Source organism: Streptomyces sp. AC627_RSS907, assembly GCF_019049165.1.
This window is the reverse complement of sequence record NZ_JAGMUE010000070.1, coordinates 16,085-38,727: the sequence shown is the minus strand read 5'-3', so window position 1 is coordinate 38,727 and position 22,643 is coordinate 16,085. Positions and strand designations below refer to the sequence as shown.

Sequence of the window (22,643 nt, the reverse complement as noted above, 5' to 3'; positions counted from 1 at the left end):
GCCCGCCTCCGGTGTCACCGCACGATGTGATGCCGTCACCATTTCGGTCCTCCGGGGCCGTCGAGCCGTCGAAGCGCTTCGACGGAGGAAGGTAGGCGGGGGCGGCGGGGTCGTCAATGGGGTGGACGGGACCGATGAGCCGGAGGCGGAGACGGGGGACGGGGTGAGAGGGACGAGGAAGAGGGGCGGGGTCAGCGGCGTCCGTGGGACCGGCCGGGCAGGGGGAGCAGCGTGAGGAGGAGGGCCGCCGCGGCTGCCGTCACCGGTACGCCGTAGCCGGCCGTGGGCGACGCGTGTTCCGCCGTCCAGCCGCCCACCGCGCTGCCGCAGGCGATACCGCCGAGCAGGCCGGTCACCGCGAGGGTCATGCCCTCGTTGAGGCGGCCCTCGGGAGTGCGGTGCTGGACCAGGGTCATGGTGGTCACCATCGTCGGGGCGGTGGCCATGCCCGCGACCAGCAGCGTGGCGGCGAGGAGCGGCAGGGAGCCGGTGAGGGACGCCGCGAGCAGCGGCAGCGTGAGCAGCGCCGTCATCGCGGCGACGCACCACGGCAGGCGGTCCTCGGCCGGCCCGGCCGGCTTCAGCGCGCCGTACAGCAGGCCCGCGGCGCAGGAACCGGCGGCCTGCAGGGCCAGGACCACGCCGGCGGCCGTACGGTGCCCCTGTGCGTCCGCGAACGCGATCGTGACGACCTCCATGGCGCCGAAGACCCCGCCCATCGCCAGGCAGACCGCCAGCAGCGGGGGTATGCCGGGCGCCCGGAGGGGGGCCGCGGTGCGGGGGCGCGGGCGGGCCGGCGGTTCCGTCGAGCGCTGGGCGGTGAAGAGCAGCATGCCGGTCACCAGCAGCACCACGCCGACGAGGGTGCCGGCCTCCGGGAACAGCGTCGTGCACAGGGACGCCGCGAGCACCGGCCCGAGCATGAAGCACAGCTCGTCGGCGGCCTGTTCGAAGGAGTTCGCGGTGTGCAGGGCACCGGGGTCGTCCTTCAGCAGGTGGGCCCAGCGGGCGCGGGCCATGCCGCCGGTGTTCGGCGTCGTGGCGGTGGCGGCGTAGGCGGCGAACAGGGTCCAGTCCGGGGCGCCGTACCGCACGCACAGCAGCAGGGCGAGGGAGCCGAGGGCGGCGACCAGGGTGGCGGGCAGGGCCACCCTGGCCTGGCCGTGCCGGTCCACGAGCCGCGCGGTCCAGGGGGCGACCAGTGCCGTCGCCGCCAGCCCGGTCGCGGTGACGGCGCCGGCCAGGGCGTACGAACCACGGGTGCCGGCGATCATCACGACCGCGCTCACGCTGAACATGCCCATGGGCAGGCGGGCCATGAGGTTCCCGGCCGTGAACGCCCGGGCCCCGGGGGTGGAGAGAAGGCGCCGGTACGGACCGGCCGGCCGGCGCCGGGCGCGCGGGTGGAAGTCGGCGACGACGAGGGTGTCGGCGGTGACGGTGAGGAAGGTGCTCTGCGGGGACGGGCGTTCGGAGGTCGGTTGCGGCATGCGTCCACCGTCCCCCGGGGCCGCTCAAGGGGTCCAACACCTTCGCCGTACCCATTCACGCACAGCTGTTGTAAATTCGCCGGATGCCCGCACCCGCCCCCGTGGACCCCCGCCTCCTGCGGGCCTTCGTCGCCGTCGCCGAGGACCTGCACTTCACCCGGGCCGCCGCCCGTCTGTACGTCGCCCAGCAGGCGCTCAGCCGAGACGTGCGGCGCCTGGAGCGGGAGTTGGGCGTCGAGTTGTTCGTCCGGACCACCCGGCAGGTGACGCTGACGGCCGACGGGGAGCGGCTGCTGCCGTACGCCCGGCGCGTCCTCCAGGCGCAGGACGAACTGCTGGCCGCTTTCGGGCAGGCCCGCCCGCTGCTGGTGGACGTCAACTCCCCGGGCCTGGCCACCGGACGACTGGTGCTGGAGCGGGCCCGCGCGCTCGCGCCGGAGCACGAGTTGATGGCACGTTACGAAAGCGGGCTGACAGGCGCCGCCGGTGAACTGCTCGCCGGCCGACTCGACGCCTCGTTCGGCCGGTTCGCCGGCCTCGCCCCCGCCCTGCGGGCGGGCCTCGGCCACCAGCCGGTCCGCTACGAGCCCATGGCGGTGGTGCTGCCCGGGGGCCACCCGCTGGCCCGGCTCCCGGAGGTGCCGCTCGCCGCACTGGCCGGCGAGACCGTGTACGCCGGGGCCGGCAATCCGCGCACACCCGAGTGGACCGAGCTCGCGCACCGCCTGTTCGAGGGCCGCGGCATCGACGTGGCGCCGCCCGCGCCGCTGGCGGTCGGGGACGAGGAGTTCCAGCGGATCATGGACAAGTCGGGCAACCCGGTCCTCGCCGTGGTGAGCTTCCCGCCCATGGGTTCGACCGTCGTGCGTCCGCTCGTCGACCCCGTGCCGCTGTCGCCGGTGTCCCTGGTCTGGCGCAAGGGGCTGGTGCACCCGGCGTTCGACGCCCTCCGCCGGGCGGTCACCCAGCTCGTGGCCGAAGAACGCTGGCTCCGCATCCCGGCCGGAGCGTGGATCCCGGACGCCGACGCCGCCGTGATGGCGGTCCACGACTGACACGAGGAGAACGTCTCACGCGGAGAACGTCTCACGCGGAGAACGTCTCACGCGGAGAACGTCTGATGTCCGCCCGCGTCGTCTTCCGGCAGTCCTGGGCCTGTCCCGGTGGGCGCGGGGCCCGCGCGCGGTGCCGTGCCGGCGGTCGGTCCGGTGCCTTCGTCCTGGCCGCGGTCGTCCGGGTGCACGACCGCGGCCGTCCGGGTGTGCTCGCCGGCGCCGCCGGGTGCCGGCTTCCGCGGGTGCACGGGCGGCCCGAGGCCCGGTGGAACCCCGACGCGAACCCCCGCTGCGAACCCCCGGCCGCCCCGGCCGCCCCGGCCTCCACAGGCCCGCCCACGACCTCTCACCCGGCCGCCCGGCGGGGTGAGAGCAACGTTCCCTCGCGGTCACCCACAGCCCCACCGGGCCGAAACGCGCCCTTCCTACCTTCGGTGCAACCGAGCCCCGGAGCGCGTGGAGGCGTCATGACAGTCCCTGGCGGCCGCTGGATCCAGCACTGGGATCCCGAGGACGAGACCTTCTGGAAGGAGACGGGGGAGCGGATCGCGCGGCGGAACCTGTTCTTCTCCGTCCTCTCCGAGCACATCGGGTTCTCGGTCTGGACGCTGTGGTCCGTGCTGGTGCTCTTCATGGGGCCCGAGTACGGGCTGACACCGGCCGACAAGTTCCTGCTGACGTCCGTGGTGACGCTGGTCGGGGCCGTCGTGCGGGTGCCGTACACGTTCGCCGTGGCGGTCTTCGGCGGACGGAACTGGACGATCATCTCCGCCGGGCTGCTGCTCGTACCGACCGTCGCGGCCTTCACGGTCATGGAGCCGGGCACGTCCTTCTCCACCTTCCTCCTCGTCGGCCTCCTGGCCGGCATCGGCGGCGGCAACTTCGCCTCCTCCATGACCAACATCAACGCCTTCTTCCCGCTCAGGAAGAAGGGCTGGGCGCTCGGCCTCAACGCCGGGGGCGGGAACATCGGCGTGCCGGTCATCCAGCTCACGGCGCTCGCGATCATCGGGGCGAGCGGCGGGCCGAGGGTGCTGCTCGGCATCTACATCCCGCTGATCCTGGTGGCCGCCGTCCTCGCCGCCCGCTTCATGGACAACCTCGCCTCCGTGAAGAACGACACCGGCGCCGCCAAGGACGCCGCCCGGGACGCCCACACCTGGATCATGGCCGTGCTGTACATCGGCACGTTCGGTTCGTTCATCGGCTACAGCTTCGCCTTCGGGCAGGTGCTCCAGACCCAGTTCGGGCGCACGCCGCTCCAGGCCGCGTACCTCACCTTCATCGGCCCCCTGCTCGGCTCGCTGATCCGGCCGCTGGGCGGCAGGCTCGCCGACCGGTACGGCGGCGCGCGGATCACGCTGTGGAACTTCGTCGCGATGGCCGCCGCCACCGCCGTACTCGTCGCGGCCAGCATGACCGAGTCGCTCGCGCTGTTCGTGGCCGTGTTCGTGGTGCTGTTCGTGCTCAGCGGGCTCGGCAACGGGTCGACGTTCAAGATGATCCCCGGCATCTTCCAGCACAAGGCGCTCGCCGAGGGGCTGGCGGGGGAGGAGGCCGTGGCATACGGGCGGCGGCTCTCCGGTGCCTCCATGGGGCTGATCGGCGCGGTGGGCGCCCTCGGCGGCGTCGCCATCAACCTCGCCTTCCGGCAGTCCTTCCTCTCCGTCGGCTCGGGCACCGGCGCCTTCGTCGCCTTCCTCGCCTACTACGCCGTCTGTTTCGCCGTCACCTGGGCGGTATACCTTCGCCGCCCTGCCGTACGGGCGTCCGACGGCCCGGCGGGCCCGGCGGAGACGAAGGCACCGCTCAGCTACGCCGAGGTGTGACGTAACACTGGTGACATGAGACGGAACCGAGCCTGTCACGCAGCGTTGGCAGGCTCGTTCGGCACGTGACTGGTCACGTGGGTGTGCGGTGGATGTGCACATGGGTGTGAACGATCGGAGCGCGGCGAGCCATGGACGACGAACAGCAGCGACCTGTCCAGCGACCTGACCACGGCCCCCTGGCCGGCTTCACCGTGGGCGTGACCGCCGCCCGCCGGGCCGACGAACTGGGCGCGCTGCTCCAGCGACGCGGTGCCGCCGTCCTGCACGCCCCGGCACTGCGGATCGTGCCGCTCGCCGACGACAGCGAGCTGCTGGCCACGACCAAGCAGCTCATCGACCAGGCACCGGACGTCGTCGTGGCGACCACCGCCATCGGCTTCCGGGGCTGGATCGAGGCCGCCGACGGCTGGGGTCTCGGCGACGCCCTCCTGGGCCGGCTGCGCGAGGTGGAACTGCTCGCGCGCGGGCCCAAGGTCAAGGGCGCGGTACGGGCCGCCGGGCTGACGGAGGAGTGGTCGCCGGCCTCCGAGTCCATGGCCGAGGTGCTGGACCGGCTCCTGGAGGAGGGCGTCGACGGCCGCCGGGTCGTCGTACAGCTGCACGGCGAGCCGTTGCCGGGGTTCGTGGAGGCGCTGCGGGAGGGCGGCGCCGAGGTGGTCGGCGTGCCCGTCTACCGGTGGCTGCCGCCGGAGGACCTCGGGCCCGTCGACCGGCTGCTGGACGCCGCCGTCGCCCGGGGCCTGGACGCCGTGACGTTCACCAGCGCGCCGGCCGCCGCGTCCCTCCTCGCCCGCGCCGAGGAACGCGGGCTGCTGCCCGGACTGCTCGCCGCCCTCGGCCACGACGTGCTGCCGGCCTGCGTGGGCCCGGTCACGGCGGTGCCGCTCCAGGCGCACGGCGTCGACACGGTCCAGCCCGAACGCTTCCGGCTCGGTCCCCTCGTCCAGCTCCTGTGCCAGGAACTCCCGGGCCGCGCGCGTGCCCTGCCAGTCGCCGGGCACCGGATGGAGATCCGCGGGCACGCGGTGCTGGTCGACGGGGAGCTGAGGCCGGTGCCGCCCGCGGGCATGGCCCTGCTGCGCGCGCTCTCCCGGCGGCCCGGCTGGGTCGTGCCCCGCGCGGACCTCCTGCGGGCCCTGCCGGGCGCGGGGCGCGACGAACACGCCGTCGAGACGGCCATGGCCCGCCTCCGCACGGCCCTCGGCGCGCCGAAGCTGATCCAGACGGTGGTGAAACGCGGCTACCGCCTGGCCCTGGACCCGGCGACGGACGCCAAGTACGCGGACACGTGAGGTGGGCACGCCGACCGGATCCCGTCGCGCCGCGCGGGGTGTCCGGCCGGGACGTCCGGTGGGGACGTCCGGTGGGGACGTCCGGCCGAGGTGTCCCGTCGGGGACGGGGTGGCGGGAGCGCGTGTGCGTCGGCCGGTCGTTCTGCGGGCGGGGGCCAGTCGGCGGGCATGGCGGGGGTGCGGATGTGTTTCGGTGGGTCGTTCTGCGGGTGGGGACCAGTCGGCGGGCGCGGTGGCGGGGCGGGTGTGGGTCGGCCGGGGTGTGCGTCGGCCGGTCGTTCTGTGCTGTGGACCGGCCGGCGGGCGCGGTGACGCGAACGGGCGCACCCCTGCCCGTCGTTCCCCCTGCCTCCGGTCGGCGGGCGCGGTGACGCGAACGGGCGCACCCCTGCCCGTCGTTCCCCCTGCCTCCGGTCGGCGGGCGCGGTGACGCGAACGGGCGCACCCCTGCCCGTCGTTCCCCCTGCCTCCGGTCGGCGGGCGCGGTGACGCGACGGACGTGCTCCGGGCGCGCGCGGGTGTGTGGGCAAGGTCCGGTCCGCGCGCGGGAGCTGTGCTGGACGCGGCCCGGGCGCGGGCGTGGGCGCGGGTGCCCACGCGGGAGCGGTGCGAGGGGTTCCGGGCGGGGGAGCGGGCAGGCACTGTAGAGGGTGGCGGAGGGAGCGGCCCACCCGTTCCCCTTTCCGGCCCGCCCCACCGGGCAACCTAGGCGGTGACAGGAACATGGCACTGGGTACGGCCACCGACCCGTACGAGCTGCGGTTCGACACCGGGCGGATCTGTCTGGACCTCATCGCCACCACCCACCCCATGGAACGGCTGGACTCCGTCGAGGTGCTGCGCGCCTGGATCACCGGCTCCGGACTCGTCCCGGCGGGCACCCCGCTGACCCACGCCGACGCCTCCTGGCTGGCCGGCTTCCGCGAACTGCGCCGTGAGACAGCGAGGCTGGTGCGCGGCCGGGCCGGGCCCGGAACCCGTCCGTACGACCTCGCGCTCGCCCGCGTCAACGACCTCGCCGGTGCCGCGCCCCCGGCCCCGCGGGCGGTGCGCGGCGCCGACGGCGCTCTGGTGAGGGAGCTGACCGGTCCGCCGGAGTGCGGGGCACTGCTCGGTGCCGTCGCCCGGGACGCGGTGGACCTGCTCACCGACCCCGTCGCACGGGCGAGTCTGCGGCAGTGCGCGGGCGACAACTGCCCGATCGTGTACGTCGACACCTCCCGCGGGCGCCGCAGGCGCTGGTGCTCCAGTGAGATCTGCGGCAACCGCGAGCGCGTCGCCCGGCACCGCCGCCGCGCCGCCCTGGCCCGCTGACCCGCGCGCACCCGGGTCCTCCGGCTGCTCCCGGTGGCGTGACGGGAAGGTCCGGAGAAACGGGGCGGGGAGGACCGGCAGCCCGGCCGGGTCCGCCTTCGCCGCCTTGCCCGACGGGGCACGGCGGGCGGGAGACGCCCAGCTCCCGGACGGTTCCGGACCGGGGCCACGGCGTCCCGGACGCCACCACCGACCAGGCCGGGAAGCCGCTCCACGGGCACGGCGGCGCCGCCCCCCAGCCCGCCCGGACCGGTCACTCCGCGGTGCTGGCCTGCGCCGGCGAGCGGCTGGTCCAGGCCGACGCGTGGCTTCCGGAGCCCCCTTCGCGTACCTTTGACGGCTGCCCAGCACGTCAGAAGGGGGCCCGGTGGCCGCACAGGCTCAACAGGATTCAGCGGTCGACTCGGTTCACGGCGCCGCGGCGGAAGCCGCACACGACTCCGTGCGGGACCGAGAGACCCGCGTGGAACAGGCACACCTGGACCGGGTGTACCGCCGCCTCGAGGAGAAGATCCACGAGGCGGAGTTCCTCATGCACGACGCCGCACAGCGCGGCCACGTCGGTACGCCCGGTGCGCTGGCCGAGCGCGACGCCCAGGTCTTCCGGGCCGGCATCCACCTCAACCGTCTGAACAACGAGTTCGAGGACTTCCTCTTCGGCCGGATCGACCTGCTCCTCGGCAAGGACGGCAAGAAGGGCCCGGACGGCGCGTACACGGCGGTGGAGCCCGCGGAGGGCGCCCTCCGGCCGGACAACACCGCCGACATCGCCGAGACCCTGCACATCGGCCGCATCGGCGTCCTGGACGAGGACTACGCCCCGCTGGTCATCGACTGGCGGGCGCCCGCCGCGGCCCCGTTCTACCGGTCCACGCCGGTCGACCCGGGCCGGGTCGTGCGCCGCCGGGTGATCCGCTCCAAGGGGCGGCGCGTCCTCGGCGTCGAGGACGACCTCATGCGGCCCGAGATCACGGCGTACCTGGACGGCGACGAGCTGCCCGTCATCGGTGACGGCGCCCTGATGGCCGCCCTCGGCCAGGCCCGCACCCACACGATGCGGGACATCGTCGCCTCCATCCAGGCCGAGCAGGACATGGTGATCCGCGCCCCCGCCGCCTCCGTGACCTACGTCGAGGGCGGCCCCGGCACCGGCAAGACCGCCGTCGCCCTGCACCGGGCGGCGTACCTGCTCTACCAGGACCGGCGCCGCTACGCGGGCGGCATCCTGATCGTCTCGCCCACCCCGCTGCTGGTGGCGTACACCGAGGGCGTGCTGCCCTCCCTGGGGGAGGAGGGCCAGGTCGCCATCCGCGCCATCGGCTCCCTGGTCGACGGCGCCGAGGCCACGCTGTACGACTCCCCGGCCACCGCCCGCGTCAAGGGTTCCTCCCGCATGCTCAGGGTGCTGCGCAAGGCCGCGCGCGGGGCCCTGGAGCCGCAGGACTCGCCGACCCTGCTGCGGGTCGTCGCCTTCGGCCGCCGCCTCGAGCTGGAGGGCGAGGAACTGGCCGCCATCCGCCAGGCCGCCCTCGGCGGCACCGCGCCCGTCAACCTGCTGCGCCCCCGCGCCCGCAGGCTGCTCCTGGACGCCCTGTGGGAGAAGTCCGGCGCCGGCGCCCGCCACACCGACCCCGAGCTGGCCGCCGAACTGCGGTCCTCCTTCGACGAGGACGTCACCTCCGAGGACTCCTTCACCGCCTTCCTGGACGCCTGGTGGCCGGAGCTCACCCCCGGCGCCGTGCTGGCGGCCATGGCGGACGAGCGGCGCCTCGGCCGCTGGGCCCGGCGCGTCCTCAACCCCGGCGAGATCCGCAAGGTGGCCCGTTCGCTGCGGCGCGAGGGCCACTCCGTGCACGACATCGCCCTGCTCGACGAGCTCCAGGCCATCGTCGGCACCCCGGCCCGCCCCCGCAAGCGGCGCGAGCTCGACCCGCTGGACCAGCTCACCGGCCTGGAGGAGCTGATGCCGCAGCGCGAGGAGACCCAGCGCGAGCGCGCCGAGCGCCTCGCGCAGGAGCGCACCGAGTACGCGCACGTCATCGTCGACGAGGCCCAGGACCTCACCCCCATGCAGTGGCGGATGGTCGGCCGCCGCGGCCGGCAGGCCACGTGGACCGTCGTCGGCGACCCGGCCCAGTCCTCCTGGTCCGACCCCGACGAGGCGGCGGCGGCCCGCGACGAGGCCCTGGGCAGCCGTCCGCGGCGCCGCTTCCAGCTCACGGTGAACTACCGCAACCCGGCCGAGATCGCCGCCCTGGCGGCCAAGGTGCTCGCCCTCGCCATGCCGGGCTCCCCGTCGCCGACGGCCGTGCGGTCCACGGGCGTGGAGCCGGGCTTCGTGGTGGTGCGGGACTCTCTCGCCGAGACGGTCCGGGAGGAGGCGGCCCGGCTGCTGGACCTCGTCGACGGCACCGTCGGCGTCGTGGTCGCCATGAACCGCCGGGAGGAGGCCCGGCGCTGGCTGGCCGGACTGGGGGACCGGGTGGTGGCGCTGGGCAGCCTGGAGGCGAAGGGCCTGGAGTACGACGCCACCGTCGTCGTCTCGCCGGCCGAGATCGCCGACGAGTCGCCCGCCGGGCTGCGGGTGCTGTATGTCGCCCTGACCCGGGCGACCCAGCAGCTGACGGTCGTCTCGTGCGAGCGGGACGAGCCGGACGCCGCGGGGGTGCCGGACCTGCTCCGCGACTGAGGCACCCGGATGTGCGAGAGGCCCGCGCCGTCGTCGGACGGCGCGGGCCTCTCGTGCGTCTGAGTGGCACCGACCCGCCATGCTCGCCTCGCGGCAAGTGGTCGCTCGTAGCGACGAAGGTTGGGCCCGGGGGCTTGGATCGAGCCGGTGCCACATCCAAGGTAACAAACGATTCCCGCAAGACAATTCCCGTGCCCGGAGGTCCGTACCCGGGGGTCCGTTCGCGGGCCGGTGCGCCCCTCCCGTCGTCCCTCCCGTCGTCCCTTCCGGCGCCCTGTCCCGGTCGCCCCTTCCGCCGGTGGCCAACTTCTCGTATGGTGGAAGTTGTTTTCCGAAAGAGTCCCACTCTCCGGTTGGACGGCGCGCGAACAAAAGGTTCGCAATCCAGGGCGGCTACCGCGTACTCGGTGGTAGGTGCGACGATCGGACGGCACAGCACAGCTACACGGTGAAAGCAGAGGAAGTCGGCCATGGCAACGGCGCCCAGCGTCTCCTACTCGATGACGGTCAGGCTGGAGGTGCCCGCGAGCGGAACCGCAGTCTCGCAGCTCACCACCGCCGTGGAGTCCTCCGGAGGCTCGGTCACCGGCCTCGACGTCACGGCCTCCGGCCACGACAAGCTCCGGATCGACGTCACCATCGCGGCCGGTTCGACCTCGCACGCCGACGAGATCGTGGAGCAGCTGCGCGGTATCGAGGGTGTCAGTCTCGGCAAGGTCTCCGACCGCACCTTCCTCATGCACCTCGGCGGCAAGATCGAGATGGCGTCGAAGCACCCCATCCGCAACCGCGACGACCTCTCCATGATCTACACGCCGGGCGTGGCCCGCGTCTGCATGGCGATCGCCGAGAACCCCGAGGACGCCCGCCGCCTCACCATCAAGCGCAACTCCGTTGCGGTCGTGACCGACGGCTCGGCGGTGCTGGGCCTCGGCAACATCGGCCCGAAGGCCGCGCTGCCGGTCATGGAGGGCAAGGCGGCCCTGTTCAAGCGCTTCGCCGGCATCGACGCCTGGCCGCTGTGCCTCGACACCCAGGACACCGACGCGATCGTCGAGATCGTCAAGGCCATCGCCCCGGGCTTCGCCGGCATCAACTTGGAGGACATCTCCGCCCCCCGCTGCTTCGAGATCGAGGCCCGGCTGCGCGAGGCCCTCGACATCCCCGTCTTCCACGACGACCAGCACGGCACGGCGATCGTCGTCCTCGCCGCGCTGACCAACGCCCTGCGGGTCGTGGGCAAGGGCATCGAGAACGTGCGGGTCGTGATGTCCGGCGCCGGCGCGGCCGGTACGGCCATCCTCAAGCTGCTGCTCGCCGCGGGCGTGAAGAACGCCGTCGTCGCCGACATCCACGGCGTCGTGCACTCCGGACGCGCCGACCTGGTCGACGCCGCGCCCGGGTCCGCGCTGCGCTGGATCGCCGACAACACCAATCCCGAGGGTCTCACCGGCACCCTGAAGGAGGCCGTGCACGGCGCCGACGTCTTCATCGGCGTCTCCGCCCCCAACGTCCTGGACGGCGAGGACGTGGCCGCCATGACCGAGGACGCGATCGTGTTCGCGCTCGCGAATCCGGACCCCGAGGTCGACCCGGCGGTCGCCCGCCGGACCGCGGCGGTCGTCGCCACCGGCCGCTCCGACTTCCCGAACCAGATCAACAACGTCCTGGTGTTCCCGGGTGTGTTCCGCGGTCTGCTGGACGCCCAGTCCCGCACCGTCAACACCGAGATGATGCTCGCCGCCGCGCAGGCCCTCGCGGACGTGGTGACCGAGGACGAGATCAACCCCAACTACATCATCCCCAGCGTCTTCAACGACAAGGTCGCCGGTGCCGTCGCGGGCGCCGTGCGGGAGGCGGCCAAGTCCGCCGGAGCCGCGTCCTAGGCCCGGAGACACGGGGCAGCGGCCCCCCGCAGCGGTTGTGAGGATCGCCACGGCGGGCCGCCGTACCGGCGCGTCGTGGGATGGCGGGCCTCTCCTCGCCCTCTAGGGTGGCGCAAGGCTCAGGCCCTCTCGGCGTGTGACTCCCAAGGGTGTTCTCACGACTCCTGGGGGTGCCGGATTGGCTTTACCGCCGCAGGTGGAGGCAGGATGCCTCCCTGGGCGCGAGGGTCTGACGACCGACCCGGGTCCGGGGAGTGTCCGAGGCCCCTGGCAGCATCGGCATCGCTGTGCCCATCATGCGGCTCCGCCGCGTGGCACGCCTCAATGGCAAGAAGAACACGGGAGTAACAACATGAACCGCAGTGAGCTGGTGGCCGCGCTGGCCGACCGCGCCGAGGTGACCCGCAAGGACGCCGACGCCGTGCTGGCCGCGTTCGCCGACGTCGTCGGCGACATCGTCTCCAAGGGCGACGAGAAGGTCACCATCCCCGGCTTCCTGACCTTCGAGCGCACCCACCGTGCCGCTCGCACCGCCCGCAACCCGCAGACCGGCGAGCCGATCCAGATCCCGGCCGGCTACAGCGTCAAGGTCTCCGCGGGCTCCAAGCTCAAGGAAGCCGCGAAGGGCAAGTAAGCGCTCCGCTTCGAGCGCCGGGTGACTGCGGGCCGCCTCGCGGCTCGCGGGTCGTCCGTGGCCGGCCGCGCACGCGCGGCGGAGCCGCGGTCGACACGGACCCGCGCCCCCTGAGGGGGCGTCCACCACACGCCGATGGGGCGGTCACCCGAATCCGGGTGACCGCCCCATCGGCGCTTCCGCAGCGTCCTGCCGGCTCCCGCCGGGCCGGGCGCTCCGCCCGACGGCGGAGCTGACCAGGCGGCCGGCCGAGTGCCCCGCCGGGCGGCTCGGCCTTCGCCCCGGCACCACTGGCTTCTCCGTGCCGCCCCTGCCCGGGAGGCGGTGGACGACCCCCGGGCAGGCGGTGGAGGTGATCAGACGGTCAGCCGAGCGCCTTGCCGGGCAGTTCGACCTTGGCCCCCAGCTCCACCAGCTTCTCCATGAAGTTCTCGTAGCCCCGGTTGATGAGGTCGATGCCGTGGACCCGGGACGTGCCCTGCGCGGCGAGGGCGGCGATCAGGTACGAGAAGCCGCCGCGCAGGTCGGGGATGACCAGGTCGGCGCCCTCCAGCCTGGTCGGCCCGGAGACCACGGCCGAGTGCAGGAAGTTGCGCTGGCCGAAGCGGCAGTGGGAGCCGCCCAGGCACTCGCGGTACAGCTGTATGTGGGCGCCCATCTGGTTGAGCGCGGAGGTGAAGCCGAGGCGGGACTCGTAGACCGTCTCGTGGACGATGGACAGGCCGGTGGCCTGCGTCAGGGCGACCACCAGGGGCTGCTGCCAGTCCGTCTGGAAGCCCGGGTGCACGTCCGTCTCCAGGGCGATGGACTTCAGCTGGCCGCCCGGGTGCCAGAAGCGGATGCCCTCGTCGTCGATCTCGAAGGCGCCGCCCACCTTCCGGAAGGTGTTCAGGAACGTCATCATCGAGCGCTGCTGCGCTCCGCGGACGTAGACGTTCCCCTCGGTCGCCAGCGCCGCGGACGCCCAGGAGGCGGCCTCCAGGCGGTCCGAGAGGGCACGGTGGGTGTAGCCGCCGAGCTCGTCCACACCGGTGATGCGGATCGTGCGGTCGGTGTCCATCGCGATGATCGCGCCCATTTTCTGCAGGACGCAGATCAGGTCCTCGATCTCCGGCTCCACGGCCGCGTTGGACAGCTCCGTGACGCCCTCGGCGAGCACGGCCGTCAGCAGCACCTGCTCGGTCGCGCCGACGGACGGGTACGGCAGCCGGATCTTCGTGCCGCGCAGCCGCTGCGGGGCCTCCAGGTACTGGCCGTCCGCCCGCTTCTCGATCTTCGCGCCGAACTGCCGCAGCACCTCGAAGTGGAAGTCGATGGGCCGGCCGCCGATGTCGCAGCCGCCGAGGCCGGGGATGAAGGCGTGGCCGAGACGGTGCAGCAGCGGGCCGCAGAAGAGGATCGGGATGCGCGACGAGCCCGCGTGGGCATCGATGTCGGCGACGTTCGCGCTCTCCACGTGGGAGGGGTCGAGGACCAGCTCGCCGGGCTCCTCGCCCGGACGGACCGTCACCCCGTGCAGTTGCAGCAGGCCGCGTACGACCCGCACGTCGCGGATGTCCGGCACGTTGCGCAGTCGGCTCGGCGCACTGCCCAGCAGGGCCGCCACCATGGCCTTCGGCACGAGGTTCTTCGCACCGCGGACCCGGATCTCGCCCTCCAGCGGGGTTCCGCCGTGGACAAGCAGTACGTCATCAGCGCCGTTGACGGTCATGAATCTCGCGTTCCGTGGGGTTGGGCAGGGGCCAGGAGGGAAAGGGTAGTCGCCTTGTACCCCCCGTCTGTAAGCCTGTGCGTGGTAGGCCGACGTCATGGATTCGTCACAACACGGGGCGTTCCCCCTCGCGTACGCGGGGTCACGGCCGAGGGGGCGTGCGCGGAGTGCGCGTTCACCCCCGTGCCCCCGATTGCCTCCCCACGGGAGGGGAACATGCGGGATCATGTCTGGCATGACCGAGGTGTCCTCGCTCACAGGGCGGCTGCTCGTGGCAACGCCCGCCCTGGCGGACCCGAACTTCGAGCGTGCGGTGGTGCTCCTCCTCGACCACGACGAGGAGGGCTCCCTCGGCGTCGTGCTGAACCGCCCCACGCCGGTCGACGTGGGCGACATCCTGGAGGGCTGGGCGGCACTGGCCGGCGAACCCGGCGTCGTCTTCCAGGGCGGCCCCGTGTCGCTGGACTCCGCCCTGGGCGTCGCCGTCGTGCCCGGCGGAGCGGCCGGCGAGCGGGCACCCCTGGGCTGGCGACGGGTGCACGGCGCGATCGGCCTGGTGGACCTGGAGGCCCCGCCGGAGCTGCTGGCCCCCGCGGTGGGCGCCCTGCGGATCTTCGCCGGGTACGCCGGCTGGGGCCCGGGCCAGCTGGAGGACGAGCTGACGGACGGCGCCTGGTACGTGGTCGAGTCGGAGCCCGGCGACGTCTCCTCGCCGTTCCCGGAGAGGCTGTGGCGCGAGGTCCTGCGCCGCCAGCGCAACGAGCTGGCGATGGTGGCGACGTACCCGGACGACCCCTCGCTCAACTGAGCGCCCGGCCGGTCGCCCGGCCGAGTGCCCGCCCGACCGCTCGGCCGCCCGACCGCTCGGCCGCCCGACCGCTCGGCCGCCCGGCCGGTCGAGCGATCACCCGGTCCGTGTGAGCTCGCGAACCCCGGCTTTCAGTACCCTGGCATGCATGAGCACTCTCGAGCCCGAGCGCGGGACTGGTACGGGGACCCTCGTAGAGCCGACGCCGCAGGTGTCCCACGGTGACGGCGACCACGAGCGCTTCGCCCATTACGTCCAGAAGGACAAGATCATGGCGAGCGCCCTCGACGGCACCCCCGTCGTGGCGCTGTGCGGCAAGGTGTGGGTACCGGGCCGTGACCCGAAGAAGTACCCCGTGTGCCCCATGTGCAAGGAGATCTACGAGTCCATGAGCGGCGGCGGAGACGAGGGCAAGGGCGGCGACAAGAAGTAGCAGCCCCGCCCGACCGAGAGTTCCGACGGCCCCCGGAGCGTGCCCGCGCGCGCTCCGGGGGTCATCGCGTTGTCGCCGCCGACGGCGCCGCTGGTCTTCTTCCGTACCCGTGCTACGACGACTCGTCTCCGGCCGCGACTCAGCGGTGAAGGACCACCCTTGAAGGTAGGACTGACGTGACGGACCTGATTCCCCGGCCTCGGCAACTGACGCTCCGGGAAGGCGGTTTCCTCGGCCTCGGCCCGGACACCAAGCTGGTGGCGGGTGACGGCACCGAGCGCACCGAACGCTGGTTGCGCGCCACGGTGGGAGCGGCCACCGGCCTGCCGTTCGCGCCCGGGGCGGGGGGTGACGACGTCGTCCGCCTGTCCCTCGACGGTGAGCTGGCCCCCGAGGGCTACCGCCTCGACGTCACTCCGGCCGGTGCGCACCTCGCGGGCGGTGACCCGGCCGGCCTGTTCTGGGGCGCCCAGACGCTGCGGCAACTGCTCGGACCGGACGCCTTCCGGCGCGCGCCGCTGCCCGGCACCCGGTGGCGGCTGCCGCTGGGCCGGGTCCAGGACGCGCCCCGCTTCCCCTGGCGCGGCCTGATGCTGGACGTCGCCCGGCATTTCATGCCCAAGGAAGGCGTCCTGCGCTACCTGGACCTGATGGCGGCCCACAAACTCAACGTCCTGCACTTCCACCTGACCGACGACCAGGGATGGCGCGTCGAGATCAGACGCCATCCGAAGCTCACCGAGACCGGCTCCTGGCGGGCGCGCACCAAATTCGGCCACCGGGCCTCACCGCTCTGGGAGGACAAACCCCACGGCGGCTACTACACCCAGGACGACATCCGGGAGATCGTCGCCTACGCCGCCGAACGGCACATCACCGTCGTCCCCGAGATCGACGTACCCGGACACTCGCAGGCCGCCATCGCCGCGTACCCGGAACTCGGCAACACCGACGTCGTCGACACCGCCTCCCTGACCGTCTGGGACACCTGGGGCGTCTCCGAGAACGTGCTCGCCCCCACCGACCACACCCTGCGCTTCTACGAGGGCGTCTTCGAGGAGGTCCTGGAGCTCTTCCCCTCCGAGTTCATCCACGTCGGCGGCGACGAGTGCCCCAAGGACCAGTGGCGGCGCTCGGCCACCGCGCAGGCCCGCATCGAGGAACTCGCGCTCGCCGACGAGGACGGACTCCAGGCCTGGTTCGTCCAGCACTTCGACACCTGGCTCGCCGAGCGCGGGCGCCGGCTCATCGGCTGGGACGAGATCCTGGAGGGCGGACTGGCCGAGGGCGCGGCCGTGTCCTCCTGGCGCGGGTACGCGGGCGGGGTCGCCGCCGCGCGCGCCGGACACGACGTCGTCATGTGCCCCGAGCAGCAGGTGTACCTGGACCACCGTCAGCACGGCGGCGAGGACGAACCCGTGCCGATCGGCTTCGTGCGCACCCTGGAGGACGTCTACCGGTTCGAGCCGGTTCCCGGGGAGTTGACGCCGGAGGAATCCGCACACGTGCTCGGCACCCAGGCGAACGTGTGGACCGAGGTGATGGAGAACCAGGCGCGCGTGGACTACCAGACGTTCCCGAGGCTCGCCGCGTTCGCGGAGGTCGCCTGGAGCGCCCTCCCCGCCCCGGCCGACCGGGACTTCGCCGACTTCGAGCGGCGGATGGCCGTCCACTACCGGCGGCTCGACGCCCTGGGCGTCGCCTACCGGCCGCCCGCCGGCCCCCTGCCCTGGCAGCGGCGGCCCGGCGTGCTCGGCCGGCCGATCGACGGTCCTCCGCCGAACAGGTAGGGAAAAGCGCCGAAACGCCACGGAAGCGTGGCAACTCGCGTACGTCGCACGTACCACCGATCGATGGATGTCCCGTGCGAAAACGGGCCATGTCACTGGTGAGGTGGGTGAATGCCTCCTAGCGGACCCCCGCGTTCGAGTCCTGCGAAGATGTGCCAGAGTTGCCACGTCCACCCTGTCAGGCCGTACGGTACGGCCACATGGGCGGGACCAGGTGGGACAGCGGGAAGGGGCAGTCGGTTTGACCACGCACGCACCGCAGGCGGCGCAGGCCGTCACGCTGCCCACGACACTGGACGAGGCCGTGGCGGCACTCGCCGCCATGCCCACCGCCGTGCCGGTCGCGGGCGGCACGGACCTGATGGCCGCCGTCAACTCCGGGCAGCTCAGGCCGGCCGCGCTGGTCGGCCTCGGCCGGATCAGCGAGATCCGCGGCTGGCAGTACCAGGACGGCCACGCGCTGCTCGGCGCGGGACTCACGCACGCCCGCATGGGCCGCCCCGACTTCGCCGCCCTCATCCCGGCGCTCGCGGCCGCCGCGCGCGCCGCCGGACCGCCGCAGATCCGCAACGCGGGCACCCTGGGCGGCAACATCGCCTCGGCCGCCCCCACCGGCGACGCGCTGCCGGTGCTGGCCGCCCTGGAGGCGACGCTGATCATCGCCGGCCCGGACGGGGCCCGCCGGGAGATGCCGGTGTCGCACCTGCTGGCAGGCATGGAGATGCTCCGCGCGGGCGAGCTCATCGGCTACGTGCGCGTGCCGCTGCTGCACGCGCCCCAGGTCTTCCTGAAGGCGACCGGCCGGACCGGACCGGGCCGCGCGACGGCCTCCGTGGCGCTGGTCCTCGACCCCGCCCGGCGCGGGGTGCGGTGTGCCGTCGGCGCGATCGCGCCGATGCCGCTGCGGCCCCTGGAGGCCGAGGAGTGGGTCGCCGGGCTCATCGACTGGGACAACGGCCGCGCGATCGTCCCGGAGGCCCTGCACGCCTTCGGCGAGTACGTCGCCGCCGCCTGCATCCCCGACGCGGCCCCGGCCGAGGACGGTTCCGTACCGCAGCTCCCGCCGGCCGTACTGCACCTGCGGCGCACCGTCGCCGCGCTGGCCCGACGAGCACTGGGGAGGGCGCTGTCGTGACCGACGACCAGCACGGAGAGGGCACGGAGGGCACGCCCCGCGGCGGCGGACGCTGGGACCCGCTGCCCCAGGGCGACTACGACGACGGTGCCACCGCCTTCGTGAAGCTGCCCGAGGGCGGCGTGGACGCGCTCTTCGCCTCCGCGGACAGCCCGCTCGCCGCGCCCGGACACGGCTATGTGCCGCCGCAGATCACGGTCGCGCCCGCCACCGGCACCGACCCGGCGGCCACCGGCACGTGGGGCATGCCGTCCGCACCCGTCGACGGCGCCCAGTGGCACGTCCCGGACACCGGCCCGCAGCAGGGCGGTCAGCAGCCCGGCGGCCACGGCGCTCAGCAGCCCGGCGACCACGGCGCCCAGGGGCACGGCGACCACGGCGGACAGGGGCACGGGCACGGCGGGCACCCCGAGTACGGGGCCCAGTACCCGCAGCAGGACCCGTACGGGCAGGCCGCGCAGGACCCGTACGGGCAGGCCGCACCGTACGACGCGCACGCGACGCAAGACGACCGGTTCACCTACCGGCCCGGGGCCACCGCCCAGTGGGACTTCTCCGGTGCCGCGGAGGGCACGGGCCCCGCGCCCTCCGCCGCCGCGCCCGGCCAGGACGTGACCGGGCAGTGGTCCATTCCCGTCGCCGACGGGGATCTGCCGGACGAGTCGGGCGAGTTCACCACCTCGTCGCTGGCCGGGCAGTGGGGCGGCACCGCACCGGCCACCCTGCCCGGCGGCGCCCCCGCGCCCTGGGCGACCCAGCCGGCCGGACAGCCGTGGGGCGACCCCGCGGCGCAGACCGGCCCGGGCGGCGAGGACCGGCAGGGCGCGGCCCCGCGCGCGTCCGGGCCCGCCGTCGGTCCGTACGCGGAAGCACCCGTCGGACCCGACGTGGCGGCAGGCTCCGCCGCACCGGTGGCCGACGAGACGGTGACCGGCGAGCCCGAGGGGGCCGAGGAGGCCCCTGAGGGGCCCGCTGAGCCCTCGGTGGGTGCGCGTGGGGATGTGGAGTCGCAGTCCGGCCCGGGAGCCGCTGAGGGACCCCTGGCGGGCTCCCTCCCGGAGGCCTCCGAGGCGCCCGTGACGGGCTTCCCGGAGGCCGCTGAAGAACCCGCGACGGACTCCGTCCCGGAGGCCTCCGAGCCGCCCGTGGCGGGCCCCGCACCCGAGGGATCCGGGGACCCCGCGGCGGACCCGGCCCCGGCCGCCGCGACCGGCCCGGGAGCCGCCGGCGGCCCCGTGGAGGGCTCCGGCCCGCGGGCCGGACGGGACGGGGCGCCGCACCCCGGGCACGAGCGCGAGCCCGGTCGGGGGCATGAGCAGGGGCGGGAAGCGGGTCACGAACCCGGCCGTGAGCAGGGCCAGGACGCGGGTCACGAGCCCGGCCGTGAGCAGGGGCGGGAAGCGGGTCACGAGCCCGGCCGTGAGCGGGGGCAGGAGCAAGAGGCGGAGCCCCGGGCCGGCCTCGACGCGGACCCCGGGCCCGACCCGGCCGCCGACGCCCGGGAGCGGCCCTCCACCGGCCCGCACGAGGAGCACCCCCTCGCCTCCTACGTGCTGCGCGTCAACGGCGCCGACCGGCCCGTCACCGACGCCTGGATCGGCGAATCGCTGCTCTACGTGCTGCGCGAACGGCTCGGCCTCGCCGGCGCCAAGGACGGCTGCTCGCAGGGCGAGTGCGGCGCCTGCAACGTGCAGGTCGACGGGCGGCTGGTCGCCTCTTGCCTGGTCCCGGCCGTGACCGCCGCCGGCAGTGAGGTGCGTACGGTCGAGGGCCTGGCCGCCGACGGGCAGCCGTCGGACGTGCAGCGGGCGCTCGCCCGGTGCGGCGCGGTGCAGTGCGGCTTCTGCGTGCCCGGCATGGCGATGACCGTGCACAACCTCCTGGAGGGCAACCCGGCGCCGACCGAACTGGAGGCCCGGCAGGCCCTGTGCGGCAACCTCTGCCGCTGCTCCGGGTACCGGGGCGTGCTGGAGGCGGTCAGGGAGGTCGTCGCCGAGCGCGAGGCGCACGCCGCCGCCGACACGCCCGGGACGGAAGCCGACGAGCCCCGCATCCCGCACCAGGCGGGTCCGGGCGCGGGCGGCGTCAACCCGGCGGCGTTCGAGTTCCCGGAACCGCCCGGCACGCCGGACCCGCCCGGACCGCACTCCCAGGGCCCGCACGAGCAGCCCTATGGTGACCAGCCCCACCGCCAGGACGGAGGCCACGCGTGAGCAACGACGCCGCGACTGCGGAGGCCGAGGGAGCCGTCGAGCCGGCCCTGGCCCCGGAGCCGGTCCCGCACGGCCTCGGCGCGTCCCTGCCGCCCGCCGACGCACGCGCGAAGACGGAGGGCACCTTCCCGTACGCCGCCGACCTGTGGGCCGAGGGCCTGCTGTGGGCGGCCGTCCTGCGCTCCCCGCACCCGCACGCGCGCATCGTGGCCATCGACACCACCCACGCGCGGGAGATGCCCGGCGTCCGCGCGGTCGTCACCCACGAGGACGTACCCGGCACCCCGCTGCACGGGCGGGGCAGGGCCGACCGGCCGGTGTTCGCCTCCGAGGTCGTACGCCACCACGGCGAGCCCATCGCCGCCGTCGCCGCCGACCACCCGGACACCGCGCGGATGGCCGCCGCCGCCGTCATCGTCGAGTACGAGGTGCTCGACCCGGTCACCGACCCCGAGCAGGCCTTCGAGGCCGAGCCGCTGCACCCCGACGGGAACCTGATCCGGCACATCCCGCTGCGCCACGGAGACCCGGACGCGGCCGGCGAGGTCGTCGTGGAGGGCCTGTACCGCATCGGCCGCCAGGACCCGGCCCCCATCGGCGCCGAGGCGGGCCTCGCGGTGCCGCGCCCCGACGGCGGCGTGGAGCTGTACGTGGCCTCCACCGACCCGCACGGCGACCGCGACACGGCCGCCGCCTGCTACGGCCTGCCACCCGAACAGGTGAAGGTCGTCGTCACCGGGGTGCCCGGTGCCACCGCCGACCGGGAGGACCGGGGCTTCCAGCTGCCGCTCGGCCTGCTGGCGCTGAAGACCGGCTGCCCGGTGAAACTGGCCGCCACGCGCGAGGAGTCCTTCCTCGGCCACGTCCACCGGCACCCCACCCTCCTGCGCTACCGCCACCACGCGGACGCCGAGGGGCGGGTGGTGAAGGTCGAGGCGCAGATCCTGCTCGACGCGGGCGCCTACGCCGACACCTCCTCCGACGCGCTGGCCGCCGCGGTCGCGTTCGCCTGCGGCCCCTACGTCGTCCCCAACGCCTTCATCGAGGGCTGGGCCGTACGCACCAACAACCCGCCGTCCGGCCATGTGCGCGGTGAGGGCGCCATGCAGGTGTGCGCCGCGTACGAGGCGCAGATGGACAAGGTCGCCAGGAAGCTCGGCCTGGACCCCGCCGAGGTGCGGCTGCGGAACGTGCTGGCCACGGGCGACGTGCTCCCCACCGGCCAGACGGTCACCTGCCCGGCCCCGGTCGCCGAACTCCTGGAGGCTGTACGGGACTTCCCGCTGCCCACCCTGCCCAAGGACACTCCCGAGGACGAGTGGCTGCTGCCCGGCGGCCCCGAGGGCGCGGGCGAACCGGGCGCGGTGCGCCGGGGCGTGGGTTACGGCATCGGCATGGTGCACATGCTCGGTGCCGAGGGCGCCGACGAGGTCTCCACGGCCACCGTGAAGGTCCAGGACGGCGTGGCGACGGTGCTGTGCGCGGCCGTCGAGACCGGCCAGGGCTTCACCACGCTGGCCCGGCAGATCGTGCAGGAGACGCTCGGCGTCGACGAGGTGCACGTGGCGCCCGTCGACACCGACCAGCCCCCGGCCGGCCCGGGCTGCCGGGGCCGCCACACCTGGGTGTCGGGCGGCGCGGTGGAGCGGGCCGCCAAGATGGTCCGCACCCAGCTCCTCCAGCCCCTCGCGCACCAGTTCGGGATGTCGACCGAGCTGCTCCAGATCGCCGACGGAAAGATCACCTCGTACGACGGCGTGCTGTCGACCACCGTCGCCGAGGCGCTGGACGGCAAGGAACTGTGGGCCACCGCCCAGTGCCGCCCGCACCCGACCGAGCCGCTGGACGAGGCCGGCCAGGGCGACGCCTTCGTCGGCATGTCCTTCTGCGCGATCCGCGCGGTGGTGGACGTCGACATCGAGATCGGCTCGGTACGGGTCGTGGAGCTGGCCGTCGCGCAGGACGTGGGCCGGGTGCTGAACCCGGCCCAGCTCACCGCCCGGATCGAGGCGGGCGTGACCCAGGGCGTCGGCATCGCGCTGACGGAGAACCTGCGCACCCCGCGCGGCCTGGTCCGCCACCCCGACCTGACCGGCTACGCCCTCCCGACCGCGCTGGACGCACCGGACATCCGGATCGTGAAGCTCGTCGAGGAACGCGACGTGGTCGCCCCCTTCGGCGCGAAGGCGGTCAGCGCGGTGCCGGTCGTGGCCTCCCCGGCGGCCGTCGCCTCCGCCGTGCGCGCGGCCACGGGGCGCCCGGTGAACCGGCTCCCGGTCCGTCCGCAGGCCGCGGTGGTGACCGGCGGCTGAGCCGCCCGCGCGCGTGGGGCAACGGGTGAGGTGCCCGGTGCGTCCTACG

Annotated in this window: 15 protein-coding genes; 13 read left to right on the top strand and 2 right to left on the bottom strand. The window is 74.2% G+C overall.

The window, feature by feature from the left end; all coding sequences use genetic code 11:
• Positions 1-191: 191 nt before the first annotated feature.
• Positions 192-1,490, bottom strand: coding sequence for an MFS transporter (locus KUM32_RS17425; protein ID WP_217142831.1), 1,299 nt, complete (start codon positions 1,488-1,490; stop codon positions 192-194).
• An 83-nt stretch (positions 1,491-1,573) separates the two neighbouring features.
• On the opposite strand from KUM32_RS17425, the gene KUM32_RS17420 reads away from it, so the two are divergent.
• The 7 genes from KUM32_RS17420 to KUM32_RS17390 all read left to right on the top strand — a co-directional run bounded on the left by KUM32_RS17420 (position 1,574) and on the right by KUM32_RS17390 (position 12,192).
• The gene (locus KUM32_RS17420) at positions 1,574-2,545 is read left to right on the top strand and encodes a LysR family transcriptional regulator (protein ID WP_217142830.1); all 972 of its coding nucleotides are present in this window, start codon (positions 1,574-1,576) and stop codon (positions 2,543-2,545) included.
• 467 nt (positions 2,546-3,012) lie between these two features.
• Positions 3,013-4,374, top strand: a complete 1,362-nt coding sequence (locus KUM32_RS17415) for a NarK/NasA family nitrate transporter (RefSeq protein ID WP_217142829.1) — start codon at positions 3,013-3,015, stop codon at positions 4,372-4,374.
• A gap of 131 nt (positions 4,375-4,505) precedes the next feature.
• Complete coding sequence (locus KUM32_RS17410) at positions 4,506-5,669, top strand: uroporphyrinogen-III synthase (RefSeq protein ID WP_217142828.1); 1,164 nt, start codon at positions 4,506-4,508, stop codon at positions 5,667-5,669.
• Between the two features lie 723 nt (positions 5,670-6,392).
• Positions 6,393-6,983: an ABATE domain-containing protein gene (locus KUM32_RS17405; RefSeq protein ID WP_217142827.1), complete on the top strand. Its 591-nt coding sequence runs from the start codon at positions 6,393-6,395 to the stop codon at positions 6,981-6,983.
• Positions 6,984-7,350: 367 nt separating this feature from the next.
• Positions 7,351-9,672, top strand: coding sequence for a UvrD-helicase domain-containing protein (locus tag KUM32_RS17400; protein WP_217142826.1), 2,322 nt, complete (start codon positions 7,351-7,353; stop codon positions 9,670-9,672).
• A 470-nt stretch (positions 9,673-10,142) separates the two neighbouring features.
• Positions 10,143-11,558, top strand: a complete 1,416-nt coding sequence (locus KUM32_RS17395; protein ID WP_217142825.1) for an NAD-dependent malic enzyme — start codon at positions 10,143-10,145, stop codon at positions 11,556-11,558.
• Positions 11,559-11,910: 352 nt separating this feature from the next.
• A complete protein-coding gene (locus KUM32_RS17390) occupies positions 11,911-12,192 on the top strand; it encodes an HU family DNA-binding protein (protein WP_003990598.1) in 282 nt (93 codons plus the stop codon).
• Positions 12,193-12,556: 364 nt separating this feature from the next.
• Here the strand turns inward: KUM32_RS17390 and murA are convergent, their stop codons facing one another.
• Entirely contained in the window at positions 12,557-13,903 is a 1,347-nt protein-coding gene (murA, locus tag KUM32_RS17385) for a UDP-N-acetylglucosamine 1-carboxyvinyltransferase (protein ID WP_217142824.1), read from the bottom strand.
• Positions 13,904-14,138: 235 nt separating this feature from the next.
• Here murA and KUM32_RS17380 point away from each other — a divergent pair, with 235 nt between their 5' ends.
• From KUM32_RS17380 to KUM32_RS17355, 6 genes are all read left to right on the top strand, one after another.
• Positions 14,139-14,711: a YqgE/AlgH family protein gene (locus KUM32_RS17380; protein ID WP_217142823.1), complete on the top strand. Its 573-nt coding sequence runs from the start codon at positions 14,139-14,141 to the stop codon at positions 14,709-14,711.
• A gap of 148 nt (positions 14,712-14,859) precedes the next feature.
• Positions 14,860-15,144, top strand: a complete 285-nt coding sequence (locus tag KUM32_RS17375) for a DUF3039 domain-containing protein (protein ID WP_217142822.1) — start codon at positions 14,860-14,862, stop codon at positions 15,142-15,144.
• Between the two features lie 176 nt (positions 15,145-15,320).
• A complete protein-coding gene (locus tag KUM32_RS17370) occupies positions 15,321-16,934 on the top strand; it encodes a beta-N-acetylhexosaminidase (RefSeq protein WP_217142821.1) in 1,614 nt (537 codons plus the stop codon).
• Between the two features lie 241 nt (positions 16,935-17,175).
• Complete coding sequence (locus tag KUM32_RS17365; RefSeq protein ID WP_217142820.1) at positions 17,176-18,069, top strand: xanthine dehydrogenase family protein subunit M; 894 nt, start codon at positions 17,176-17,178, stop codon at positions 18,067-18,069.
• A complete protein-coding gene (locus KUM32_RS17360) occupies positions 18,066-20,282 on the top strand; it encodes a 2Fe-2S iron-sulfur cluster-binding protein (RefSeq protein ID WP_217142819.1) in 2,217 nt (738 codons plus the stop codon). Before KUM32_RS17365 ends, KUM32_RS17360 begins: the two co-directional genes overlap by 4 nt.
• Positions 20,279-22,594, top strand: coding sequence for a molybdopterin cofactor-binding domain-containing protein (locus KUM32_RS17355; protein WP_217142818.1), 2,316 nt, complete (start codon positions 20,279-20,281; stop codon positions 22,592-22,594). Before KUM32_RS17360 ends, KUM32_RS17355 begins: the two co-directional genes overlap by 4 nt.
• The last annotated feature ends 49 nt before the right edge of the window (positions 22,595-22,643 follow it).

What these genes read in the sequence shown, in the direction of transcription:
- KUM32_RS17425 (WP_217142831.1), bottom strand. Translation starts at nt 1,490, where the DNA reads ATGCCGCAACCGACCTCCGAACGCCCGTCCCCGCAGAGCACCTTCCTC.
- KUM32_RS17420 (WP_217142830.1), top strand. Translation starts at nt 1,574, where the DNA reads ATGCCCGCACCCGCCCCCGTGGACCCCCGCCTCCTGCGGGCCTTCGTC.
- KUM32_RS17415 (WP_217142829.1), top strand. Translation starts at nt 3,013, where the DNA reads ATGACAGTCCCTGGCGGCCGCTGGATCCAGCACTGGGATCCCGAGGAC.
- KUM32_RS17410 (WP_217142828.1), top strand. Translation starts at nt 4,506, where the DNA reads ATGGACGACGAACAGCAGCGACCTGTCCAGCGACCTGACCACGGCCCC.
- KUM32_RS17405 (WP_217142827.1), top strand. Translation starts at nt 6,393, where the DNA reads ATGGCACTGGGTACGGCCACCGACCCGTACGAGCTGCGGTTCGACACC.
- KUM32_RS17395 (WP_217142825.1), top strand. Translation starts at nt 10,143, where the DNA reads ATGGCAACGGCGCCCAGCGTCTCCTACTCGATGACGGTCAGGCTGGAG.
- KUM32_RS17390 (WP_003990598.1), top strand. Translation starts at nt 11,911, where the DNA reads ATGAACCGCAGTGAGCTGGTGGCCGCGCTGGCCGACCGCGCCGAGGTG.
- murA (WP_217142824.1), bottom strand. Translation starts at nt 13,903, where the DNA reads ATGACCGTCAACGGCGCTGATGACGTACTGCTTGTCCACGGCGGAACC.
- KUM32_RS17380 (WP_217142823.1), top strand. Translation starts at nt 14,139, where the DNA reads ATGACCGAGGTGTCCTCGCTCACAGGGCGGCTGCTCGTGGCAACGCCC.
- KUM32_RS17375 (WP_217142822.1), top strand. Translation starts at nt 14,860, where the DNA reads ATGAGCACTCTCGAGCCCGAGCGCGGGACTGGTACGGGGACCCTCGTA.